A 19971-nucleotide genomic window follows, 5' to 3' on the forward strand; every position below is an offset into this window, starting at 1 on the left:
GCGGTGGAGAGGGCTTGCCTCAAGCGCCGCCAAGAGCGATGAGCGCAGAGCCAGAGGGGAGATGAAAATGACAAGTCGCCGCCTGATCACGGCCGGTTTCGGGCTGACACTGCTGTTTGCTGCGATCGTGCCGGCCGGCGCACAGGTCGGCGAGCAGCCCGTTCGCATCATCTTTCCCTACGCGGCCGGCGGCTCCGGCGACACGCTGTCGCGCCTGATCGCAGACAAACTGCGCGCCGGCCTGAACCGGACGGTGATCGTCGAGAACCGCACCGGCGCCGGCGGACGGATCGGCGTGCAGGCGGTCAAGGGTGCCGCGCCTGACGGGTCGACCTTGCTGCTGACGCCGATCGCTCCGGTCGCCGTCTATCAGCACTCCTATAAGTCGCTCGGCTACGATCCGATTGCCGACTTCAGCCCCGTCTCCCAGCTTACGACGTTCGACTTCGCCGTTGCCGTCGGCCCTCGCGTTCCGGTCAAGACGTTGGGCGAACTGGTCGCATGGGCAAAGGCCAATCCGGGCGATGCCAACTACGGCACGCCTGCGGCCGGAACGCTGCCGCACTTTCTCGGCGCGCTGTTCGCGCAGCGCACCGGCCTCGATCTTCGGCACGTGGGCTATCGCGGATCCGCCGCAGCGCTCAACGATCTGGTCGGCGGCCACATCGCCATGGTGGTCACCACCACTTCGGATCTGATGGAGATGCACAAGAGCGGCCGCGTCCATGTGCTCGCGACATCAGGCCCGCAGCGCTCGCCGTTCCTCCCGGACGTTCCGACCTTTGCCGAACAGGGCTACGAGCTGCAGGCCAGCGGCTGGTACGCTTTGTTCGCTCCGGCAAAGACGCCGCCGGATACGATCACCCGCATCAATCAAATCGTGGTTGAAGCCGTAAACACGCCCGAGGTCGGCGAGCGGCTTCTGGCCATGGGCCTGCAGCCGACCGGCACGTCGGCCGCCGAACTCGCCGCGATCCAGAAGCGCGATGCTGCATTCTGGGCCCCGGCGGTGAAGGCGTCAGGGTTTACGGCAGAGGATTGAGGCGATTCACTGCGGCAATGCTGTAGCCCGGATGAGCGGAGCGACATCCGGGTACATGTCGCAGCGCAATTCCCGGGTATCGCTCCGCTCACCCGGGCTACAGGCTGGAATGCTTCGCTCGCAATGACGGGGGCTCACAGCTCCCTCATCTCGCCTTTCGACCATTGCTCGCGCAGCTTGAACTTCTGGATCTTGCCCGAGCCCGTGAGCGGCATGGCATCGACGGCGAACCAGTGCCGCGGCGTCTTATGCGGAGCCAGATGCTCGCGCATGTAGTCGAACAGCTCCTCCTTGCTGATCGTGATGCCGGTCTTCGGGCGGATGAAGGCGCCGACCACCTCGCCCCATTTCGCGTCGGGCAGTCCGATGACCGCCACGTCACCCACCGCGGGATGTCGGAACAGCAACTCCTCCAGTTCGCGCGGATAGATGTTCTCGCCGCCGCGGATGATCATGTCCTTCAACCGGCCTTCTATGGTGCAGTAGCCGCGTGCATCCATCGCGCCGAGGTCGCCGGTGTGCAGCCAGCCTTCGGCATCGATGGCAGCGGCTGTCGCGTCCTCGTTCTCGAAGTAGCCGGTCATGACGTGATAGCCGCGGGTGCAGATTTCGCCGATCTCGCCGATCGCCGCCGTTCTGCCGGTCTGAAGGTTCATGATCTTGATCTCGACGCCCGGCATCGGAACGCCGAGCGTCTCCGACTTGTCGCGGATCGTGTCGGTGGGCAAGGTACCAAGGCACACCGGCGAACACTCTGTCTGACCGAAGACGATCGTGAAAGCTGCATCGAGGCGCTCCTCCAGCGCGGTGACGAGCGCTGCCGGCACTGTCGAACCGCCGGAGTAGACGATCTTCAACGACGACAGGTCGGCGGTGGCGAAGGCCGGATGCTCCATGATACCGATCAGCATCGTCGGCACCGCGAGCAGAGCGTCGCAACGGTAGTGGCCCGCGAGCTGGATCACGAGCCCGGGATCGAATGCTTCCAGGAGCACCTGCGTCGCGCGCTTTGCGACCGCGCCGAGCACGCAGCAGACGCAGCCGCCGGTGTGGAACAGCGGCATGGTGGTGATCTGGATCGTACCGTCCTTGATGCCGCAGCGATCGGCGGTGTGCGCACCATTGTTGGCAAGCCCGCGATGATGCAACAGCGCGCCCTTGGGAAAGCCGGTGGTGCCGGACGTGTACTGGATCATCGCCGGATCGGTGGGTTTCACGGCAGGCAATTGCGGATTGGCTGCGTCGCCCGCCGCAAGGAATGCATCCCAATCATCGAAGCAGATGATTTCCCGCAAATCCGGGCAGCCGGCGGCAAGCGCTTCAACGGTCTGCAGCATCCGGTTGCCGCGAAACTCCTTCACCACGAGCACCCCGGCGGTGCGCGACTGCTTCAGAACGTACTCAACTTCGGAAGGCCTCAACCCCGGATTGACGGTGACGAGAATGACGCCCGCCATCGCGGCGCCGAACTCCGTCATGATCCATTCGGGAATGTTCTGCGCCCAGATCGCCACCCGCTCGCCCGGCTCGAAGCGGGTTCGGAGCGCGCGCGCGCAGCGCTGTGCCTGTGCATAGAGCTCGGCATAGGTCCACTGCCGGCGGCTCTCCGGTTCCGGAACACCGGCGATCAGCGCGATCCGGTCCGGCGTCGTCTCCGCCGCCCACTGCAGCAACCCGCCGACCGTGATGTCCTTCACCGCCGGCTGCTTCGGACCCCGCGCGTGCGCGTCTGTCAGCACCGCCGCCTCTCCTCCCTGATGTCCGCGTCGTTGATCACGCGAAGACTTCGGGGGAGGATTATCGACGGAGTTTCTCGCTGCGCAAGGCCGGCTGGTGTCGTTCCTTCGTATCAAACAACTCGGCGGGCGCACGCGAGAAAGTCTGCACACCGTTTCGAAACGCGAATGCCACGTCGGCAATCTCGGCCAGCGCCGCTGCGCGAGTTTCCGCCTCGACGACGATGAAGGTCGCAGGCTTGCCGGAAGCGAGGCCGTAATCCGTCAGGTTCGTCAGTCTCGCCGGCAAGGTCGTGACGAGATCGACGCAGAGATCGAAGTCGAGGGGCGATACATGCGCGACATTGGCATAAAGGTTTGCCATCCGCAGCAGCGAGCCGTCGCCGAACGGCGTGAACGGATTGAGCACGTTGTTGGTCGCGACCGAGCAGCAGACGCCGCGGCGCACGAGCTTGTGCAGCAGTGCAAGGCCGCGCGGCGCGTTGTGCGTCGCGTCCCGGCCCATCAGATAGAGATCGGTCGCAGGAAGCCCGGTGACTGCCACGCCGGCTTGGGCAAGGCGATCGGCCACGCGGTCGAACGCCGCCGGTGGCAGCGCCGACAGCTTTGTCACGTGACCGATGGCCACCCTGCCCTGATACGAATGTCGCAGCGTTTGCTCGCAGACGTCGTCCAGCAGCATCCAGGTCGGGTCGAGATCGAAGTCGAGATGAAAATCGAGATCGACACCGAACTGTACCGCAAGATCGAACAAGCGATCGATCTGAGCTTTCGGATCGCTGTCGGTGTAGGGACAGCCGCCGAGCACGTCCGCGCCTGCGCGCAGTGCTGCGACGAGCAGATCCTCGGCGCCGGGATCGTTGGTCAGTCCCTCCTGCGGAAACACACAGATCGCCAGGTCGATGGCCCAGGCGTAGTCGCGCTTGAGCTGCCGGATTGCCTCGAAACTTCGCAGACCCACGCGCGGATCGACCTCCACATGCGTGCGCATGTGGGTCGTGCCTTTGAGGATGGCCTTTTCCAGCACCCGGGCACCGCGTTGGTAGACGTCCTCGACGGTGAAGCCGCGCTTCAGCTCGGAGACCGCCTTGATCGCAGACGCCAGGCTTGAATGGTCGTGGCCGCAGCGGCCGAGCAGGCAAGCCTTATCCAGATGAATATGCGTGTCGACGAAGCCGGGAAGGACGAGCCGCCCGTCCGCCCTCACCTCCGGCGCATCCGCCGGCAGGTGCGTCTCGATCGCGGCGATCCTGCCGTCCCGGATACCGATGTCCGCGGCCGCAACGCGGCCGGCGACGGTCGCCTGGCGCAGAATCCGGTCGAAAGCAGTGCGGCTGTGCATCGAGTGGCAGCGATCCCGGTTCTCGCGAGACGTCCAACCTAGCGCGTGACCAGGATTCGGGCGCGCTCAAAGTGTGTACAGATTGATGCGGCCAGTGTTCAAAAAATATGCATACAGTTTGTGCGGGACATGCGTATCCTCGCTGACCATCCGAGGACCCAGCTCATGACCGACACCGCCACGCCCGCAGATGCCGGCCTTTCCGACGCCGAGATCGTCCGCCGCTACCTCGAACTGTCGATGATCCCCGATCCGGACGCGGCAGCGGCGTATATGAAGCCCGGCACCATCATCACCTTCACTGGCGGCCGCGCGTTCGATACGCCGCGCGGACCGACTGCCTTCAACAAGGGACGATACCTCTGGGTGAAGAAGCGCATGGATCGCTTCGATGTCTGCCCTGGCGCCGACGAGACCATCGTCTACAGCGTCGGCACGCTTTACGGCGAATGGCCCGACGGCACGCCGTTCGAGGGCAACCGCTACGTCGACCGCTTCGTGGTGCGCGGCGGACAGATCGTAAAGATGGATGTCTGGAACGACAGCGCCGAGCGGATCCTCGTCCAGCGCGGAATCGAAGCCTGACAAGTCACTCCGCAACCACGCCTATTCGCTCGCGCCACCGTTGAGATCAGCCTTTCGCCGCACCTTGCCGGCGCCGCTCTCGTCAGCCGCATAAGGCGCGAGAATTTCGAGCAGATCCCGCTCGCGCGGTTTGGCCGGGCTGAGAAGGGCGCGACTGGCCACGGAATCCAGGTGCGTATGCATCAGCGCAATGACGTCATCGGCTTTCCCTGCGGCCAAAGCATCGATGATCGCGCGATGTTCGTTGATCGCACATTCCGAGGAGTGCGGCCTGCTGTAGAGCGACAAGGTCAGGCAGCACCGATACGCAACCTCGCTGACATAGCGGATCAGGATCGGGCTGTTAGTCATTGATGCGAGAAGGATATGGAATTCCGTCGCAAGCCGGATGGATACCGCGTCCGGGCCTGCGCGCGCCGCCTCCTCCGCATCGACATGCGCCTTCAGCTCGGCGATCTGCGCCCTGGAAAGGTTGCCCGCGAGCTGTCGCACCACCAGCCGTTCGAGCTCGATACGGATGTCGAACGCGGCGCGCGCCTCCTGCCAGCTCGGCGTCGCCACCACGGCAATCCGGTTGCGGCGCAGTTCCACCAGCCCCTGCGCCGCCAGTTGACCAAGGGCGTGGCGGGCGATCGTCCGGCTGACGCCAAAACGTTCACCCAGCGCATCTTCCGGCAGCTTCGCTCCCGGTTCGAGCGCCTGCTCGATGATGGCCCGGCGCAGTGCGCGGCAGATCGTGCCGACCTTGTCATTGCCATCGAGGTCCGTTGTGCGCGTCGCCTGCATGTCGAGATCCGCGAATCCTGCGCCGACTAAAGCGCCGGCGCCACGCCTCGATTGCATGCATTTTCCGGGCCGATTGCACAAGAAATAATGAGATGCAGGGCCGCAAGCTTGTCGTCCTTCCCGAAAACACGGCGATAGACTGTGGCATCAGCCTTGCATGCAGTTTGGTTTATGAACCGCATGCACGTAAAGCAGCTCGCCCCGCCGCCCCTCGATCACGCCGGACAGAGTGGACCAATTGCGGTCGAGCTGTCGGACGCCTCCGTCACCTTCGGACGCGGCGACCGGGCCGTGCCGGCCCTGTCGACGACCTCGCTGCGGATCGCCGACGGCGACTTCCTCGCCCTGGTCGGCCCGTCGGGCTGCGGCAAGTCGACGATCCTGCGGCTGGTCGGCGGGCTGGTGCGGCCCTCGACCGGCGTCGTCGTTGTCGGCGGACGGGAGGTCGCGGCCAAGGCCCTGCGCATCGGCATGGCATTTCAAAACCCGACCATGCTGCCATGGATGACGATCGAGCAGAACGTGCTGCTACCGCTCAAGATCGTCGAGCCGTTCCGCTCCGAATTCAGGCAGAAGCGGCGCAACGCGTTTCGCGACAAGGCGCACGCCTTGCTCGATCAGGTCGGACTGGGCGGCTTCGGCCCGCGCTACCCCTGGCAGCTCTCCGGCGGCATGCTGCAACGAGCCAATCTCTACCGCGCCCTCATCCACGAACCCCGGCTGCTGCTGCTCGACGAACCGTTCGGTGCGCTCGATCAGTTCACACGCGAGGAGCTGTGGTCGACACTGCAGACCTTGTGGGTGACCCACCGCCCGACGGTGCTGCTGGTCACGCACGACCTGCGCGAGGCCGGCTTCCTCGCCAATCGTATCTGCGTGATGAGCGCCCGGCCCGGCCGCGTCATCGATGACTCAAGCGTGCCGTTCCAGCGCCCGCGGACCATCCAGATGACATTCGAAGCGGATTTCGTCGCGCTGAACCAGCGCCTGCGCGACCTGATCGTCAATGCGCGGTCGGCCGGCACACCGGAGGGTGGACATGGGCCAGCTTAATCTGAAGCAGAAGCTCTGGTCCGCCGGGCTGATCGTGCTGTTCTTTGTGTTGTGGGAGCTGTTCTGCCTCGCGTCCGGCATGTCGGACCTGGTGCTGCCGCGACCGTCGCAGGTCATGGAAACCATGATCCGCCGCTTCCCGGTGCTGTGGCCGCACATTCTTCAGACGCTGTCGACGACGATGATCGGCTTCGTGCTCGGTGTCGCGCTCGGCGTGCTGCTCGGCGCGGTGATCGGCGTCTCGAAGGTCGCCTATGACACCGCCTATCCGCTGCTGATCGGCTTCTCGTCGATCCCCAAGGTTGCGGTCGTTCCCATCTTTGTCCTGTGGTTCGGCTCCGGCTCCGTGCCGGCCGTGCTGACCGCGCTGTCGATCTGCTTCTTCCCGATCGTCGTCAACATCGCCACCGGGCTCGCGACCACCGAACCGGAGCTGGAGGACGTGCTGAAGGCGCTCGGCGCGAGCAAGTTCGACATCCTCTGGAATGTCGGCCTGCCGCGCACCATGCCGTTCTTCTTCGCCTCGCTGAAGGTCGCGGTCTCCTACGCGTTCGTCGGCGCGGTGCTGTCGGAGACCGTCGCCTCCAACCGCGGCATCGGCAATGTGATGATGACGGCGTCGTCGAACTTCGACGTGCCGCTGGTGTTCGCCGGCTTGTTCATTCTCGCCTTCCTCGGCGTCGTCCTCTACCTCGCCTTCTCGCTGATCGAGGGCCGGATCACCGGCTGGGCAACGCGCAAGAACGATCTCGTCGCAACATGAACCCTCAACTGAAGCCGAACCTGTAACCCGAAGGAGAAGTCGATGTTTGCAAGGATAGCAGGGGCGATCGCGATCGTCGTTTCGCTCGCAGCCCCGGCCACAGCTCAGGAAACCACGATCAAGCTCACGCTTGGCTGGAAGACCCAAGGCAGCGACGCGGCATTCTTCTATGCGAAGGATCACGGCTTCTTCAAAGCCGAAGGCCTCAATGTGGTGATCGACCAGGGCGAAGGCTCGGGCGCAACCGTCACGCGCATCATGTCGGGCGCCTACGATGCCGGCTTCGGCGACGTCAACGCCATCATCCAGAACGCATCGACCCGGCCGCAGGACACGCCTGTCATGGTCTATATGATGTGGAACAGGCCGCCGTTCGCGATCGTGACGAAGGCCAGTAGCGGCATCAACGCGGTCAAGGACTTCGAAGGCCGCACCCTCGGCGGCGCGCAGGGAACGCCGACCACGCGCCTCGTTCCCGTGTTCGTGCACAAGAACGGCCTCGACGCATCGAAGATCAAGATCTCGAACATGGCGCCGAACCTGCAGGAGCCGATGCTGATCAAGGGCGACATCGACGCCGCTCTCGTGTTCAATATCACGAGCTACTTCAACCTGGTGCTGAACCGCCAGGATCCCGACAAGGATTTCAAGTGGTTCGCGTTCGGCGACTTCGGGATGGATCTCTATTCCAACGGGCTGATGGTGTCGAAGAAGCTGATTGCCAGCAATCCGAAGGCGGTGGCGGGGCTCGTTCGCGCCACCAACAAGGCGATGATCGCAATCGCCAAGGACCAGAACGCCGGCATGAAGGCCACCGTCAACTACGATAACCTGATCAACGAGGCGGTCGAGAAGCGCCGCCTTCAATACTCGTTCGACAAGCTGATCGTCTCGCCCGAGATGAAGGAGATCGGCATCGGCGACATCAAGGACGACCGGATGGCGCGCGCGATCGGCATGGTCGCGGAAGGCTATCAACTCGACCGCGTCCCGACGCCGGCTGAAGTCTTCTCGCGCGATTTCCTGCCGTCGCGCGCGGAGCGTGAACTGGTCTACACGGCGAACTAGCATCGTCATTGCGAGGAGCAACGCGACGAAGCAATCCAACGCGGCATGAATGATATATGCTGACTGGATTGCTTCGCTTCGCTCGCAATGACGGAGAGAGCTGCTCATGCCTCAGCAAACCACTGCAACGCACGTCTTCTGCGGCCATGAAATCGGCCGTCACGACCATGCGACGATCGCATTCGACGACGGGGTGATCACTGGGATTTCATCGGCCGCCGATACAAACCAAACAGGCCGCACCTTCATCCTGCCGGCGCTCGTCAACGCGCATGATCATGCCCGGCCGACCGCGTCCTCGTTCGGCGCGGTCGACATGCCGCTGGAGTCGTGGATCCTGCGCTCCGTTGTCGGCACGCCGCCGGATCCGTACCTCGCGGCCGCATCCGCGCTGGCGCGTTCCGCGCGATCCGGCTGCGCTGCGATGATGATCCACTACACCCGGCCGAGCGGCACCATGCCGATCCTCGACGAGGCGAAGGCGATCGCCCGCGCGGCTGCGGACGTCGGTATGCGCATGGCGTTCGCGCTGTCGGTCCGCGATCAGAACCCGATTGTGTACGGCGAGAGCGAACCGGTTCTCGCCGGCCTCACTGAGAATGAGCGAACGGCGATCGAAGATCTGTTTGTCCATCCCGCGCCAACGGCGAAGGAGTATATCGCGACCGTCGAGGACATCGCAGCAAGTATCCAGAGCCCTCTGATCGATGTGCAATTCGGGCCGGCCGGCGTGCAGTGGTGTTCGAGAGGATTGCTGGAGGCGATCGCCGAGCGCTCGGCGCTCACCGGCCGCCGCGTCCACATGCACCTCCTGGAGACGATCTATCAGCGCGGCTGGGCCGATCGGGCTTTTCCCGACGGCGTCGTCAAGTATCTGCGCGACATCGGCCTGCTGTCGGAGCGGCTGACGCTCGCTCATTGCATCCACGCAAGACCCGACGAGCTCGATATCATCGCCGCGTCTGGCGCCCGTATCGTCACCAACTTCTCGTCCAACCTGCACCTCCGCTCGGGGCTGGCGCCGATCGCCGATGCGAGCCGACGCGGCTGTCCGATTGCGGTCGGCGTCGACGGGTTGGCGCTCGACGAAGACGACGACGCGCTTCGCGAGTTGCGGCTTGTGAAGCTTGCGCATGGCGGCGTCGGCTACCAGTCGAACTGGACCTGCGAGGAGTTCTTGTCATCCGCCGTCCGTAACGGCCGCCTCACGACCGGCGCACCCGGCGGCGGCGAGCTCGTTCCAGGCGCGCCCGCCGACTTCATGGTGATCGATCTCGACCGGCTGGAACGCGATGCGATCGTGCCGGTCGACCCGCTGCAGCTTCTGTTCGCGCGCGGCAACGCATCCGTCATTCGCGATGTCGTCGTCGATGGGCGCACCGTCGTCCGCGGCGGAGAACCGACCGGCGTTGATCTGCCGGCAATCGAGACCGAACTGCGCGCGATGTATCGCGCCGGCGTCAAAAACTACGCGGCATTCACCGCGGCCTGGCCGCGGCTCGAGCATCCCCTGAAGCGCTGGTTCAGCGAACAATGCGGCTGCGGGTAGAGTCCGCGCAAAGACGTTTCGAGCGCCGCTGGATACCGCCGATCGGCGTTCTTTGATGGACGGGCTGTGGGAAACTCAGACGAGACACGGGCCGCAACGTTCAGCCTGCACAAAAAAATCGATTTTCGATTGACGATCCGCTATGCGATCGTCATCCTGCCCGCAAATGGAGAACATTTCCGTTCGTTTTGATGTGGAGGCAGACGCAGGGCCGAGGAGTCTCACCTCTGCCGTGCTTCAGCGGCTTCGCGCCGACATCCTGTCGACCAAACTCGTTCCAGGTCAGAAGCTGCATATCGCCGGGCTTGCGAAACAGTTTTCGGTAAGCCTCGCCGCCGTGCGCGAAGCCCTGTCGCGGCTTGTCGCCGACGGCCTGGTGCAGGCGTCGGACCAGCGCGGCTTCCGCGTCAGCCCGGTGTCGCCCGCCGATCTGGCTGACGTCACGCAAACCCGCATCGATATCGAAGGCCTCGCGCTGCGCCGCTCGATCGAGCGCGGCGATCAGGCCTGGCTGAGACAGGTGGAGAGCGCGTTCGCCTCGCTTTGCGCCGTCCCCTACCGTCATCCCGACGCGCCGGGGAGCCATAACGAGGAGTGGATCGCACGTCATCGCATCTTCCACCGGGCGCTGGTGGATGCCTGCGGCTCGCCGTGGCTTCTCGGCTTCCGCGACATCCTGCACGAGCAAAGCGAACGCTATCGGCGGCTTTCCATCCGGCGTGAGACCGGAAAGATCAGGGATGTCGACGCCGAGCACGCGGTCATCGTGCAGGCGGTTCTCAGGCGCGACGCCGATGCCGCCGTCTCGGCGCTGTCAGAGCACTTCATGACCACCATGCATCTCGTCGAACTCGCAGCTCCCAAAATCGCAAAGATGAGCGACACGGCCTGAACCGCGTCGGCACGACCCAAAAGAAACAGAGGAAACGCGACCATGAACATCACCCGACGCCACATGCTGGCCGCGATGGCCGCCTCAACCGCAATTGCGATACCGTCGGGCGGCGCCCGAGCCGCCGAAAAGGTCCGCATCGGCCTGCCGACCAAAACCTACTGGCCGACGACGATCGCCGAGACGGCGGTGCGGCAGAAGCTGTTCGAGAAGGAAGGCATTACCGCCGAGCTCACGATCTATCGCGGCGGCGCGGAGACCTTCGAAGCGATGGCCGCTGGAGCCGCCGATGTCATTCTCGATGCGACGTCGCTGGCCGCCGCCGGCCGCAAGAAGGGCGTGATGTCGAAGGTCGTGGCGAATGCGTGCATGGGCAGCTTCGGCTGGCAGTTGATGGTGCTCGCGAAGTCGCCGCTCGAGGTCAAGGATCTGGGCGGCAAGAAGGTCGCCATCACCTCGGCAGGCTCCGGCTCCGATCTGCTGGCGCTCTGGACCCAGCAGGAAAAGAAAGTCACCTTCACCCGTGTGCCGGTCGGCGGCGGCGGTCTGGTGCCCAATCTGCTCGCCGGCAACGTCGACGCCGCCGTGGTCTATTCGCCGCTCAGCTTCCAGATTTCCAAATCGGGTGAGGCCCGCACCATCCTCGATTACGCCAAGGAGGCGCCGCCCAATCTCACCGCCGGCTGGATCACGCCCGACAAATACGCGCAAGAAAAGCCGGAGCTGGTGCAGAAGACGCTGAACGCGCTCTATGGCGCGTTGGCGTTCATGCGCGCCAACAAGGACACCACCGTCAAGCTGATCGCCGACCTCTACGAGATTCCCGCCGACATCGCGGCAATGGAATACGAGAACACGATCATGAAGCTGGAGACGGACGGCAGCATGAGCGCTCCCAATACGCTCGAACAGCTTCAGCTCGCGCTCGACCTCGCCAAGCTCGGCGGCATGAAGGATCTGGTGCCGGCCTCTGAAATTCTGTCGACGCAGTTCAAGCCCGTGCCGACCAAATCCTGAGGCCGCCACGGTGGCTGGTCTCGGCATGAAGGCAGCGCGTGTCGCCGTCGTCGTGGCGCTGTTCGCGATATGGGAGATCCTGTCGCGGACCGGCATCGTCGATCCGCGCCTGCTGCCGTCGGCTTCGGACACGTTGCTGACGCTGGTTGAACTCCTCCAGCGCGCCGGCATCCGCAACGACCTTGCCGTGACGGCGAGCGAGGTGATGGTAGCCTTCATCCTCGCCGTTCCCTGCGGCGCGCTGATCGGATTCGCGATCGCCGAGAACCGCTACTTCGCCGAGGTGGCAAAGCCGCTGCTGTTCTTTGCCTTCAGTATCCCGAAATCGATCTTTCTGCCGATGTTCATTCTCGTGTTCGGCGTCGGCTTCTCCCAGAAGGTCGGATTTGGCTTCTTCTCCACCATCTTCATCGTCATCATGTCGACGACGACGGCAGTGGAATCCGTCAAGGTCGAACACCTCACCGTCGCGCGCTCCTACGGCGCAACGAGGCTGCAGACCGCGTTCCGCGTCTATCTGCCGAGCATGCTTCCGGTGCTGCTGGAAGCGCTGCGGATTTCGATGATCTTCAATCTCACCGGCGTCATCCTCGCGGAAATGTACGCCTCCCGCGAGGGCATCGGCCATCAGATCGCCACCTGGGGAGAGAACTTCCAGATGAAGCAGCTTCTCGCCGGCGTGGTGATGGTCGCGGTCATCGCCATGACATTCAACGAACTGATCCGATCGGTGGAGACACGATGCAGCCATTGGCGAACGTAACCCCGTTCAAGCCGGGCTCCCGGGCCGGCGCGATCCAGATCAGCAATGTGGGTCAGGTCTTCAAGACCGCGACACAGGATGTGGTGGCGTTGTCCGACGTCTCGCTCGACATCAAGCCCGGCCGCTTCGTGGTCCTGGTCGGGCCGAGCGGTTGCGGCAAATCCACGCTGCTGATGATGCTGGCCGGCCTGCGTCAGCAGACGTCGGGAACGATCCTGATCAACGAGGCGCCGATCCCTCAGCCCGACCCGAACCGGGTCGGCGTCATCTTTCAGGAGCCGAGTCTGTTTCCGTGGCTTACCGCCGAGGAGAACGTCGAATTTCCGCTGGCGTTGCGCCGTATCCCCAGGTCCGACCGCCGCGCCAAGGCGGTGGACGCGCTCAAGCTCGTGGGCCTCGAAGGCTTCGGCAAGCGGCATCCGCACGAGCTTTCTGGCGGCATGAAGCAGCGGGTGTCGATCGCCCGCGGGCTGGTCCAGGACCCGCCGGTGCTGCTGATGGACGAACCGTTCGCGGCGCTGGACGAGCAGACCCGCATGACCATGGGCGACGAATTGCTGCGCATCTGGGCTGCCACCGGCAAGACGGTCGTGTTCGTCACCCACAGCCTCACCGAGGCCGTCTATCTCGCCGACGAGGTGGTGGTGATGTCGGCGCGTCCGGGCCGGATTGTCGATCATCTGACGATTTCACTGCCGCGGCCTCGCACCTACGAGATGCTCGGTGGCGAAACATTCGGAACACTGCGCGACCGCATCTGGCGTCATATCCGCAAATCGGCATGAGCATTCTTTGATGTCAGCAGCCACCCTACGCCGCCTGATAGTCGTCTCCCTCGTCGTGCTGTGGGAGTTGCTGCCGCGTCTTGGCGTCATCCCTGAGCTGTTTCTGCCGTCGCTGTCGTCGACCATCGCCGCCGGCTGGAACGACGCCGGCGAATATGGTCACGCGCTGGCGGTGACGCTCTACGAGGTCGGCGTCTCCATGCTGTTCGCTTGCGGCGGCGGCATTCTGGCCGGCGCCATCGTCGGCAGCCTGCCGCGTCCGCGCGTTCTGATCATGCCGATGGTCTCCAGCCTCTACGCAGTGCCGCTCGTGATCCTGTATCCGGTATTCACCGTGTGGCTCGGCATCGGCTCGGAGTCCAAGATCGCCTTCGCGGCCATCTACGGCTTCCTGCCGACGATGTTGTCGACCGCCGCCGGCATTCAGACCATCGACCCGCAACTGCTTCTGGCCGCCCGCAGCATGGGCGCCACGCTGAGCCAGCGGCTGACCCGCGTCATCATCCCGGCGGCGATCCCAACGGTGCTGTCCGGGCTGCGCGTCGGCGGCGCCCTCGTCATCGTCGGCGTGGTGGTGTCGGAAATGCTGATCTCGTCGGCCGGCATCGGCTACCTCATTTCCCGCTACCGGACCATCCTCGACAGCCCGCATGTGTTCGCCGGCGTGCTGCTGGTTCTGGCCATGGCGATCGCCTTCAACGCCGCGATCAAGTGGATCGAACGCAAGGCGTCGATCTGGCAGACGGGAACGCGGGAGGGTCAGCGCGCAGCGGACGAAATCCAGGCCGGCACGATCCAGCCCGCAACGGCCTGATGGAGCATGTTTCCGTGTTCGATCTGACCCTGTCATTCGATAACGGCCCCGATCCGGAGGTGACGCCCTACGTGCTGGACATCATCGGCAAGCGCGACATCCAGACCACCTTCTTCGTGATCGGAGAAAAGCTTGCCGATCCCGAACGCCACCGCCTGTCCGCGCGGGCTCAGCGCGAAGGTCATTGGATCGGCAACCACACCTATACTCATTCGGAACCGCTTGGCCGGATGCGCGATCCCCGCGCCGCCGAGCAGGAAATCGCGCGCACCCAGGACCTGATCGGCGATCTCGCGCATCCGCAACGCTGGTTTCGGCCGTTTGGCGGCGGCGGCATTCTCGACGACCGCCTGCTGAAGCGTTCAGTCGTCGATCATCTGCTTGCGGGCGGCTATAGCTGCGTGCTGTGGAACGCCATCCCGCACGACTGGGACGATCCGGACAAATGGGTCGATCGCGCGCTGGCGCAATGTCGCGCGCAGGCCTGGACCTTGATCGTGTTGCACGACCTTCCCACCGGTGCGATGCGTCATCTCGAGACGTTTCTCGATCGCGCCAGCGACGCCGGCGCCCGCTTCCACCAGGAATTTCCACCGGATTGCGTTCCGATCCGCAGCGGCGAGATCAAGCTTCCGATTGAACCCTACGTTTCCACCATCGAAGAGAATGTCGCACCATGAAGATTGCAAGTTTCAAGACCGGCGCAACAGCGAGCTATGGCATCGTCACGGACAAGGGCATCATCGATGCCGGACGGCGGCTCACAGGCTTTCCGACGTTGAAGTCGCTGCTGGCGCATGGATCGCTCGGTGAGCTGCGCAAGCTGACGGGCGAGCAGCCGGATCACGCGATGTCTTCGGTCGAACTGCTGCCGACGATCCCCGATCCCGACAAGATCTTCTGCATCGGCGTCAATTACGCGACGCATCTGGCCGAAAGCGGTCATCCGACGCCGGCGCATCCCATGGTGTTCACGCGATTTGCCAACAGCCAGGTCGGCAGCGGACAGCCGATGATCCGGCCGCTTGAATCCGAGCGCTTCGATTATGAAGGGGAGATGGCTGTCATCATCGGCAAGGCCGGCCGGCGGATTTCAGGCGAGACGGCACTGAACCATGTTGCGGGATATTCCTGTTATAACGACGGCAGCATCCGCGACTGGCAACGGCACACCTCTCAGTTCACGCCCGGCAAGAACTTTGCGGGCACCGGCGGCTTCGGGCCGTGGATAGTGACGACGGATGAGATGCCCGATGTGAGCAAGCAGACCATCACCACGCGGCTCAACGGCGCCGAGGTGCAGGCGGCACCGATTTCCGATCTCGTGTTCGATGTACCGACGCTGATCGCCTATTGCTCGACGTTCACCGAACTGGTGCCCGGCGACGTTATCGTCACCGGCACCACGGGCGGAGTCGGCGCCTATCGCGTGCCGCCGCTCTGGATGAAAGACGGCGATGTCGTGGAGGTCGAGGTGTCCGGGATCGGGATCCTCCGCAATCCGGTCAAGGATGAAGTCGCAAACGCTGCGGTTCGGGCCGCCTGACGGACGTCACGTCCCAAGCACCAGGAGAGCATCATGAACATGCCGAGACATCTGTTGCCGACAACCGTAGTCGGAAGCTATCCGCAGCCGGAATGGCTGGTGGACCGCGCCATGCTGTCGAAATCCGTCCCGCGGACGCGGATGCACGAGATGTGGCGGTTGCCGCAGGAGCACCTCGAGGAAGCCCAGGACGATGCGACCATCGTCGCGATCAGGGACATGGAGCGCGCCGGCATCGACATCGTGACTGATGGCGAGATCCGGCGGGAGAGCTACTCGAACCGGTTCGCGACCGCGCTCGACGGCATCGATATCGACAAGCCTGCGATCATCGTCTCGCGGGCAGGACACGAAACGCCGGTCCCGCGTGTCGTCGGCAAGATACGGCGGACACGGCCGGTCGAATTGCGCGACATGGAATTTCTTCGGCGCAACACCGACCACGCGGCCAAGATCACACTGCCCGGCCCGTTCACCATGAGCCAGCAGGCCAGGAACGAGTTCTATGAGGACGACGAGGAACTGGCGATGGCGTTCGCCGAAGCCGTCAACGCCGAAGCGCTCGATCTGCAACAGGCCGGCGCGGATGTGATCCAGCTCGATGAACCCTGGGTGCGCAACAATCCGGAACTGGCGAAGCGCTATGCGGTGAAAGCCATCAACCGCGCGCTGCAGGGCATCACCGTGCCGACCGTCGTGCATCTGTGCTTTGGCTACGCGGCCGTGGTGCCGGGCTCGACCAAGCCGGCCGGCTATTCGTTTCTGGCGGAGCTTGCCGACACCAGCGCCGAGCAGATCTCGATCGAGGCGGCACAGCCGCGACTCGATCTGGGCATCCTCAAGGATCTGTCGTCGAAGAAGATCATGCTGGGCGTGCTCGATCTCGGTGATCCGCAGATCGAAACTGCCGAAACCGTCGCGGACCGGATTCGGCAAGGGCTGAAATATGTAGCGCCGGAGCGACTGATCCCTGCCCCCGACTGCGGCATGAAATACATGCCTCGCGACGTTGCCTTCGGCAAACTGAAGGCAATGTGCACTGCCGCCGCAACGGTGCGCCGCGAAATCAGCTGATCTGACGTTAAGCGTGAGCGCGACGGATTCCGTTGCGCTCAGTAACTGAAAGCGTGCGGGCCCGATCGATCGAGAAGACTTTGCAGGGCCGCTGGCGGAGCGCTATGCTGGCTGTCCATCCGTTCGGAGCGTCGCCAGATGATCGTTCAGGCCTGCCTCAACGGCGCGCGCGCACCCGATTTCCATCCGCGCCTTCCGCTTGGCGCCGAGGCAATGGCCTCGGATGCGGCCCATTGTGTCGACGCTGGCGCCGCTGAGCTGCACATTCATCCGCGTGGGCCGGATGCACGGGAGAGCCTGTCGGCCGTGGACGCAACCGTTCTTGCAGTTCGCCGCACCTGCCCCGGCACGCTCGTTGGTGTCTCGACCGGCGCCTGGATCGAGAAGGACGAGGAGCGAACGCGCCAGGCGATCGCCGATTGGCGCGAGCGGCCGGATTACGCCTCGGTGAACCTTTCGGAAGCGGACGCGCCGGCCATCATCGACCTGCTGCATCGGCGCGATATCGGCATCGAGGCAGGCCTTGCTTCCTCAGCTGATGCCGAGCGTCTGATCGGGCTTGGCGTTCATCACAGAGTCTTCCGTGTCCTGATCGAGATCAGCGAGCAGGACCTCGACGCGGCGCGCCGGATTGCCGACGATATCGCAGACAAGCTCGACGCCGCGGGCATGCGACGGCCGATCCTGCTGCACGGTTTCGACGCGACGGTGTGGCCCTTCGTCGAACTTGCACGGCAGCGTCGCTGGTCGACCCGGGTCGGTCTGGAAGACGGCAAGTTTCTCGCAGATGGATCGACGGCGTCTGACAATGCCGCGTTGGTCGCCGCCGCCGTCGCGATCTTTCGCAACGCCACCGCCACTTGAAATCGCAATGCTGCGTCAACTCGTCCTACGTCGACGAGCCGATCAAGCGCTCCAGCAATCGCTTCAGCTCGTTCGTCGATTTGTCGCCGTAGCTTTCGACGATGTGTGCCTCCTGGCTCATCGCCAGCGAGTTGAGGCGCGCCGTCAGCGCTTTGCCGCGGTCGGAAGAAAACATCAGGACCTTGCGACGGTCTTTCGGGTCCTGCACCCGATAGACCAAAGCATCCGACACCATACGGTCGACCATCTTTGTCAACGTCGGATGATTGAGCAGCACGGCATCGGCAAGCTCACCCATCGAATGTCCGTTGCCGTCCGAAAGGATTTTCAGGATCCGCCACTGCTCGACCGGAATGCCTTCCTTGCGTAGCCGCACCTCGAGCTGCCGGTTGATCTCCCGATTGGCTTGCGCGAGCAGCTAGGCAAGACGGTCGCTGAGCGGACGGTCGGATTTCGGCGCTTTTGCCACGATTTGCGACTTGGTTTTGACCAGCTTGAGCGAATGAATTGCGGTGCTTGCCGCATCTATATGCAGACCTCGCTCATCAATCTCGTGCTGTCGCGAACGCGCGAGGTGCTCCACGAGCAGGTCATGACCCTGCTCGGCCAATTCCGCCTGGCGGACCGAGCACAGGATGCCGCCGCGACCCTGTCGCATGGTCAGCAACAATGGCTTAGATCGCGATAGCGCTCGCCGGCAAGCCGCGGCTTCCGCTGCTGGATGAGCCGACCGGCGGCATGAGCCTGGAAGAGCGGCGGGTCACCGGCGAACTGCTGCAACCGATCAAGACGCACTGCTCGCTGGTGATCGTCGAGCACGATCTCGATTTCATCCGCGACATCTGCGATCGGCTGACGGTGCTCGATCAGGGGCGCGTGCTGGAAACCGGCACCGTCGCCGAAATTCAGGCCAGCAAGCAAGTCCAGGAGATCTATCTGCGCCGTGCCTGACGATCGCTTTCTCGATATCAATCATCTCGACGCCGGCTACCGACGCGGCCAGGTGCTGTTCGATGTCAGCATCCAGGTTCCCTGGCGTGGTGGCGTCGCCGTGCTGGGCGCAACGGCGCCGGCAAGACGACGCTGATGAAGACCATCGTCGGCGAGATCCGGCAGTCCAAGGGCGAATTGAAGTTCGACGGACGCGACATTGCCGGCCGCCGGGTTCGGCCGGCTGTCGGTACGGGACAATCTCGCCGTCGGCGCGCTGTTCAACCGCGACGGGACGGCAGTCGACCGGGTGCTCGCGATCTTTCCAAAGCTCGCGCAACGGCTCGATCAGCCGGCCGGGACGTTGTCCGGCGGCGAACGAAAGATGCTCGCGATCGGGCGGGCGATGCTGGGCAATCCGAAGCTGCTATTGCTGGACGAGCCGACCGAGGGCGTCTGGATCGGCGTCATCGACGAGATCACCGACCGCCTGCGCGAATTGGCGAAAGCGATCGCCGTCGTGATCGTCGAACAGCATCTCGATCTGGCGCTCGGCGTCGCGAACTATGCCTATGTGCTCGACCGCGGCCGCGTCGCGCTGCATGGGCAGCCCGAATCGGTGCGCAACGATCCGGAACTGCTGCGGTGCCTCGCGCCCTGAGGGAACGCGTGCCTGTGCCGTTTCGGGAAAGATCCCTTCGATCAGCCGGTTGGCCACCACGAGAGATCGTCCGACCACAGGTAGATCCCGACCGCCGCCAGGCACATGAGAACGCCGAGCCAGAAGATCGGCGAGTGATGGATCGGTTTCGTCTCTTGCCTTTTCACCGCACGGGCGCCTCCGAATTGCCTCAAGCAAGGCTATCCGGCGGCGCCGCGCCGCTCAAGCGGTGGCCGCTGATGCAGTCTTGCATCAGTTTGCAACGAACTCGGCAGCACGATCGTTTTGCCTTTGACTGTGCAAGTCGGTTTTCGTCTTCTGGCTCCGGTTGGGCGGCCAAGGAAAACAACCATGTTCGAAGTTCTCATTGCGTTTCTCGGCCTGTCGAGCGTCGGCATCTTCGCGGCCCACACGATCGACGCGTTGCGGACCTGATCGGCTTGAACAGGCGTTTTGGCGGCGCCGAGGCAGGCGTCTTCCGGACTCGTGCTTGCTGGTCGAGGCTCAAACCTCGTCAGGTGTGTCGTCCTCATCATCCCAGTCGTCCTCAGACGGGAAATGATGCAGGAAACCGATTCGGTCCGGCAGGTCCTTCGCGTTCAGGCTCGGCGTGAGGTATTCCTCCCGCGGCGGACGGTCGATCGACAGTTTCTTCGTGACCGAGCGCCGGATCGGCCGACCAGAGGGATGGCGGCGCATGG

General features: G+C 63.9%; 22 protein-coding genes and 2 pseudogenes. 17 read left to right on the forward strand and 7 right to left on the reverse strand.

Annotation, left to right across the window (positions count from 1 at the left end):
- Window positions 1–67: 67 nt before the first annotated feature.
- Window positions 68–1042 (forward strand): Bug family tripartite tricarboxylate transporter substrate binding protein, encoded by a 975-nt coding sequence (locus tag RCO31_RS22315; protein ID WP_308970712.1) that lies wholly within the window; start codon window positions 68–70, stop codon window positions 1040–1042.
- 134 nt (window positions 1043–1176) lie between these two features.
- On the opposite strand, the gene RCO31_RS22320 is transcribed toward RCO31_RS22315, so the two are convergent.
- Together RCO31_RS22320 and RCO31_RS22325 are read right to left on the reverse strand one after the other, a co-directional pair.
- Window positions 1177–2781 carry an AMP-binding protein gene (locus RCO31_RS22320; protein ID WP_308970713.1) on the reverse strand — a complete coding sequence of 535 codons (1605 nt, stop codon included), beginning with the start codon at window positions 2779–2781 and terminating at the stop codon, window positions 1177–1179.
- A gap of 58 nt (window positions 2782–2839) precedes the next feature.
- Window positions 2840–4120: an amidohydrolase family protein gene (locus RCO31_RS22325; RefSeq protein ID WP_308970714.1), complete on the reverse strand. Its 1281-nt coding sequence runs from the start codon at window positions 4118–4120 to the stop codon at window positions 2840–2842.
- 165 nt (window positions 4121–4285) lie between these two features.
- Here RCO31_RS22325 and RCO31_RS22330 point away from each other — a divergent pair, with 165 nt between their 5' ends.
- Window positions 4286–4705 (forward strand): nuclear transport factor 2 family protein, encoded by a 420-nt coding sequence (locus tag RCO31_RS22330; protein ID WP_308970715.1) that lies wholly within the window; start codon window positions 4286–4288, stop codon window positions 4703–4705.
- Between the two features lie 21 nt (window positions 4706–4726).
- On the opposite strand, the gene RCO31_RS22335 is transcribed toward RCO31_RS22330, so the two are convergent.
- Window positions 4727–5491, reverse strand: a complete 765-nt coding sequence (locus RCO31_RS22335) for a GntR family transcriptional regulator (RefSeq protein ID WP_308970803.1) — start codon at window positions 5489–5491, stop codon at window positions 4727–4729.
- 180 nt (window positions 5492–5671) lie between these two features.
- On the opposite strand from RCO31_RS22335, the gene RCO31_RS22340 reads away from it, so the two are divergent.
- The 13 genes from RCO31_RS22340 to RCO31_RS22400 all read left to right on the forward strand — a co-directional run bounded on the left by RCO31_RS22340 (window position 5672) and on the right by RCO31_RS22400 (window position 17679).
- Window positions 5672–6544 (forward strand): ABC transporter ATP-binding protein, encoded by an 873-nt coding sequence (locus RCO31_RS22340; RefSeq protein ID WP_308970804.1) that lies wholly within the window; start codon window positions 5672–5674, stop codon window positions 6542–6544.
- Window positions 6531–7307 carry an ABC transporter permease gene (locus tag RCO31_RS22345; protein ID WP_308970716.1) on the forward strand — a complete coding sequence of 259 codons (777 nt, stop codon included), beginning with the start codon at window positions 6531–6533 and terminating at the stop codon, window positions 7305–7307. Before RCO31_RS22340 ends, RCO31_RS22345 begins: the two co-directional genes overlap by 14 nt.
- Window positions 7308–7349: 42 nt before the next feature.
- Complete coding sequence (locus RCO31_RS22350) at window positions 7350–8375, forward strand: ABC transporter substrate-binding protein (protein WP_308970717.1); 1026 nt, start codon at window positions 7350–7352, stop codon at window positions 8373–8375.
- A gap of 106 nt (window positions 8376–8481) precedes the next feature.
- Window positions 8482–9924, forward strand: coding sequence for an amidohydrolase family protein (locus tag RCO31_RS22355; RefSeq protein WP_308970718.1), 1443 nt, complete (start codon window positions 8482–8484; stop codon window positions 9922–9924).
- A 232-nt stretch (window positions 9925–10156) separates the two neighbouring features.
- The gene (locus RCO31_RS22360; protein WP_308970719.1) at window positions 10157–10816 is read left to right on the forward strand and encodes a GntR family transcriptional regulator; all 660 of its coding nucleotides are present in this window, start codon (window positions 10157–10159) and stop codon (window positions 10814–10816) included.
- A gap of 42 nt (window positions 10817–10858) precedes the next feature.
- Window positions 10859–11833 carry an ABC transporter substrate-binding protein gene (locus RCO31_RS22365; RefSeq protein WP_308970720.1) on the forward strand — a complete coding sequence of 325 codons (975 nt, stop codon included), beginning with the start codon at window positions 10859–10861 and terminating at the stop codon, window positions 11831–11833.
- A 10-nt stretch (window positions 11834–11843) separates the two neighbouring features.
- Entirely contained in the window at window positions 11844–12596 is a 753-nt protein-coding gene (locus RCO31_RS22370; RefSeq protein WP_308970721.1) for an ABC transporter permease, read from the forward strand.
- Complete coding sequence (locus tag RCO31_RS22375) at window positions 12575–13381, forward strand: ABC transporter ATP-binding protein (protein WP_308970722.1); 807 nt, start codon at window positions 12575–12577, stop codon at window positions 13379–13381. The genes RCO31_RS22370 and RCO31_RS22375 overlap by 22 nt, the downstream gene beginning before the upstream one ends.
- Window positions 13382–13391: 10 nt before the next feature.
- Entirely contained in the window at window positions 13392–14195 is an 804-nt protein-coding gene (locus RCO31_RS22380) for an ABC transporter permease (protein ID WP_308970723.1), read from the forward strand.
- Between the two features lie 14 nt (window positions 14196–14209).
- Window positions 14210–14875 carry a polysaccharide deacetylase family protein gene (locus tag RCO31_RS22385; protein WP_308970724.1) on the forward strand — a complete coding sequence of 222 codons (666 nt, stop codon included), beginning with the start codon at window positions 14210–14212 and terminating at the stop codon, window positions 14873–14875.
- On the forward strand, window positions 14872–15741 hold the full coding sequence (locus RCO31_RS22390) for a fumarylacetoacetate hydrolase family protein (RefSeq protein ID WP_308970725.1): 870 nt from the start codon (window positions 14872–14874) through the stop codon (window positions 15739–15741). The genes RCO31_RS22385 and RCO31_RS22390 overlap by 4 nt, the downstream gene beginning before the upstream one ends.
- A gap of 39 nt (window positions 15742–15780) precedes the next feature.
- Complete coding sequence (locus tag RCO31_RS22395) at window positions 15781–16815, forward strand: cobalamin-independent methionine synthase II family protein (protein ID WP_308970805.1); 1035 nt, start codon at window positions 15781–15783, stop codon at window positions 16813–16815.
- Window positions 16816–16953: 138 nt separating this feature from the next.
- Window positions 16954–17679, forward strand: coding sequence for a 3-keto-5-aminohexanoate cleavage protein (locus RCO31_RS22400; RefSeq protein WP_308970726.1), 726 nt, complete (start codon window positions 16954–16956; stop codon window positions 17677–17679).
- Window positions 17680–17704: 25 nt separating this feature from the next.
- Here the strand turns inward: RCO31_RS22400 and RCO31_RS22405 are convergent, their stop codons facing one another.
- The gene (locus RCO31_RS22405; protein ID WP_308970806.1) at window positions 17705–18097 is read right to left on the reverse strand and encodes a MarR family transcriptional regulator; all 393 of its coding nucleotides are present in this window, start codon (window positions 18095–18097) and stop codon (window positions 17705–17707) included.
- The gene (locus RCO31_RS22410; RefSeq protein WP_308970807.1) at window positions 18098–18289 is read right to left on the reverse strand and encodes a hypothetical protein; all 192 of its coding nucleotides are present in this window, start codon (window positions 18287–18289) and stop codon (window positions 18098–18100) included.
- Here RCO31_RS22410 and RCO31_RS22415 point away from each other — a divergent pair.
- Window positions 18212–18630 (forward strand): annotated as a pseudogene (locus RCO31_RS22415) (ATP-binding cassette domain-containing protein); the annotation flags it as partial. The gene RCO31_RS22410 and the pseudogene RCO31_RS22415 overlap by 78 nt on opposite strands.
- Window positions 18623–19270 (forward strand): annotated as a pseudogene (locus RCO31_RS22420) (ABC transporter ATP-binding protein). The pseudogenes RCO31_RS22415 and RCO31_RS22420, both read left to right, overlap by 8 nt.
- 41 nt (window positions 19271–19311) lie before the next feature.
- Here the strand turns inward: RCO31_RS22420 and RCO31_RS22425 are convergent.
- Together RCO31_RS22425 and RCO31_RS22430 are read right to left on the reverse strand one after the other, a co-directional pair.
- Entirely contained in the window at window positions 19312–19437 is a 126-nt protein-coding gene (locus RCO31_RS22425; protein ID WP_308970727.1) for a hypothetical protein, read from the reverse strand.
- A gap of 337 nt (window positions 19438–19774) precedes the next feature.
- Window positions 19775–19969: a hypothetical protein gene (locus tag RCO31_RS22430; protein WP_308970728.1), complete on the reverse strand. Its 195-nt coding sequence runs from the start codon at window positions 19967–19969 to the stop codon at window positions 19775–19777.
- Window positions 19970–19971 lie beyond the last annotated feature (2 nt).

This window comes from Bradyrhizobium sp. LHD-71 (assembly GCF_031157255.1).
In the GTDB taxonomy this organism is placed as follows: domain Bacteria; phylum Pseudomonadota; class Alphaproteobacteria; order Rhizobiales; family Xanthobacteraceae; genus P52-10.

Bases quoted from the DNA above. Each gene is read 5' to 3' on its own strand.
- RCO31_RS22315 (WP_308970712.1), top strand. From the start codon at position 68: ATGACAAGTCGCCGCCTGATCACGGCCGGTTTCGGGCTGACACTGCTG.
- RCO31_RS22325 (WP_308970714.1), bottom strand. From the start codon at position 4,120: ATGCACAGCCGCACTGCTTTCGACCGGATTCTGCGCCAGGCGACCGTC.
- RCO31_RS22330 (WP_308970715.1), top strand. From the start codon at position 4,286: ATGACCGACACCGCCACGCCCGCAGATGCCGGCCTTTCCGACGCCGAG.
- RCO31_RS22335 (WP_308970803.1), bottom strand. From the start codon at position 5,491: ATGCAGGCGACGCGCACAACGGACCTCGATGGCAATGACAAGGTCGGC.
- RCO31_RS22340 (WP_308970804.1), top strand. From the start codon at position 5,672: ATGCACGTAAAGCAGCTCGCCCCGCCGCCCCTCGATCACGCCGGACAG.
- RCO31_RS22345 (WP_308970716.1), top strand. From the start codon at position 6,531: ATGGGCCAGCTTAATCTGAAGCAGAAGCTCTGGTCCGCCGGGCTGATC.
- RCO31_RS22350 (WP_308970717.1), top strand. From the start codon at position 7,350: ATGTTTGCAAGGATAGCAGGGGCGATCGCGATCGTCGTTTCGCTCGCA.
- RCO31_RS22355 (WP_308970718.1), top strand. From the start codon at position 8,482: ATGCCTCAGCAAACCACTGCAACGCACGTCTTCTGCGGCCATGAAATC.
- RCO31_RS22365 (WP_308970720.1), top strand. From the start codon at position 10,859: ATGAACATCACCCGACGCCACATGCTGGCCGCGATGGCCGCCTCAACC.
- RCO31_RS22375 (WP_308970722.1), top strand. From the start codon at position 12,575: ATGCAGCCATTGGCGAACGTAACCCCGTTCAAGCCGGGCTCCCGGGCC.
- RCO31_RS22380 (WP_308970723.1), top strand. From the start codon at position 13,392: ATGTCAGCAGCCACCCTACGCCGCCTGATAGTCGTCTCCCTCGTCGTG.
- RCO31_RS22390 (WP_308970725.1), top strand. From the start codon at position 14,872: ATGAAGATTGCAAGTTTCAAGACCGGCGCAACAGCGAGCTATGGCATC.
- RCO31_RS22395 (WP_308970805.1), top strand. From the start codon at position 15,781: ATGCCGAGACATCTGTTGCCGACAACCGTAGTCGGAAGCTATCCGCAG.
- RCO31_RS22400 (WP_308970726.1), top strand. From the start codon at position 16,954: ATGATCGTTCAGGCCTGCCTCAACGGCGCGCGCGCACCCGATTTCCAT.
- RCO31_RS22430 (WP_308970728.1), bottom strand. From the start codon at position 19,969: ATGCGCCGCCATCCCTCTGGTCGGCCGATCCGGCGCTCGGTCACGAAG.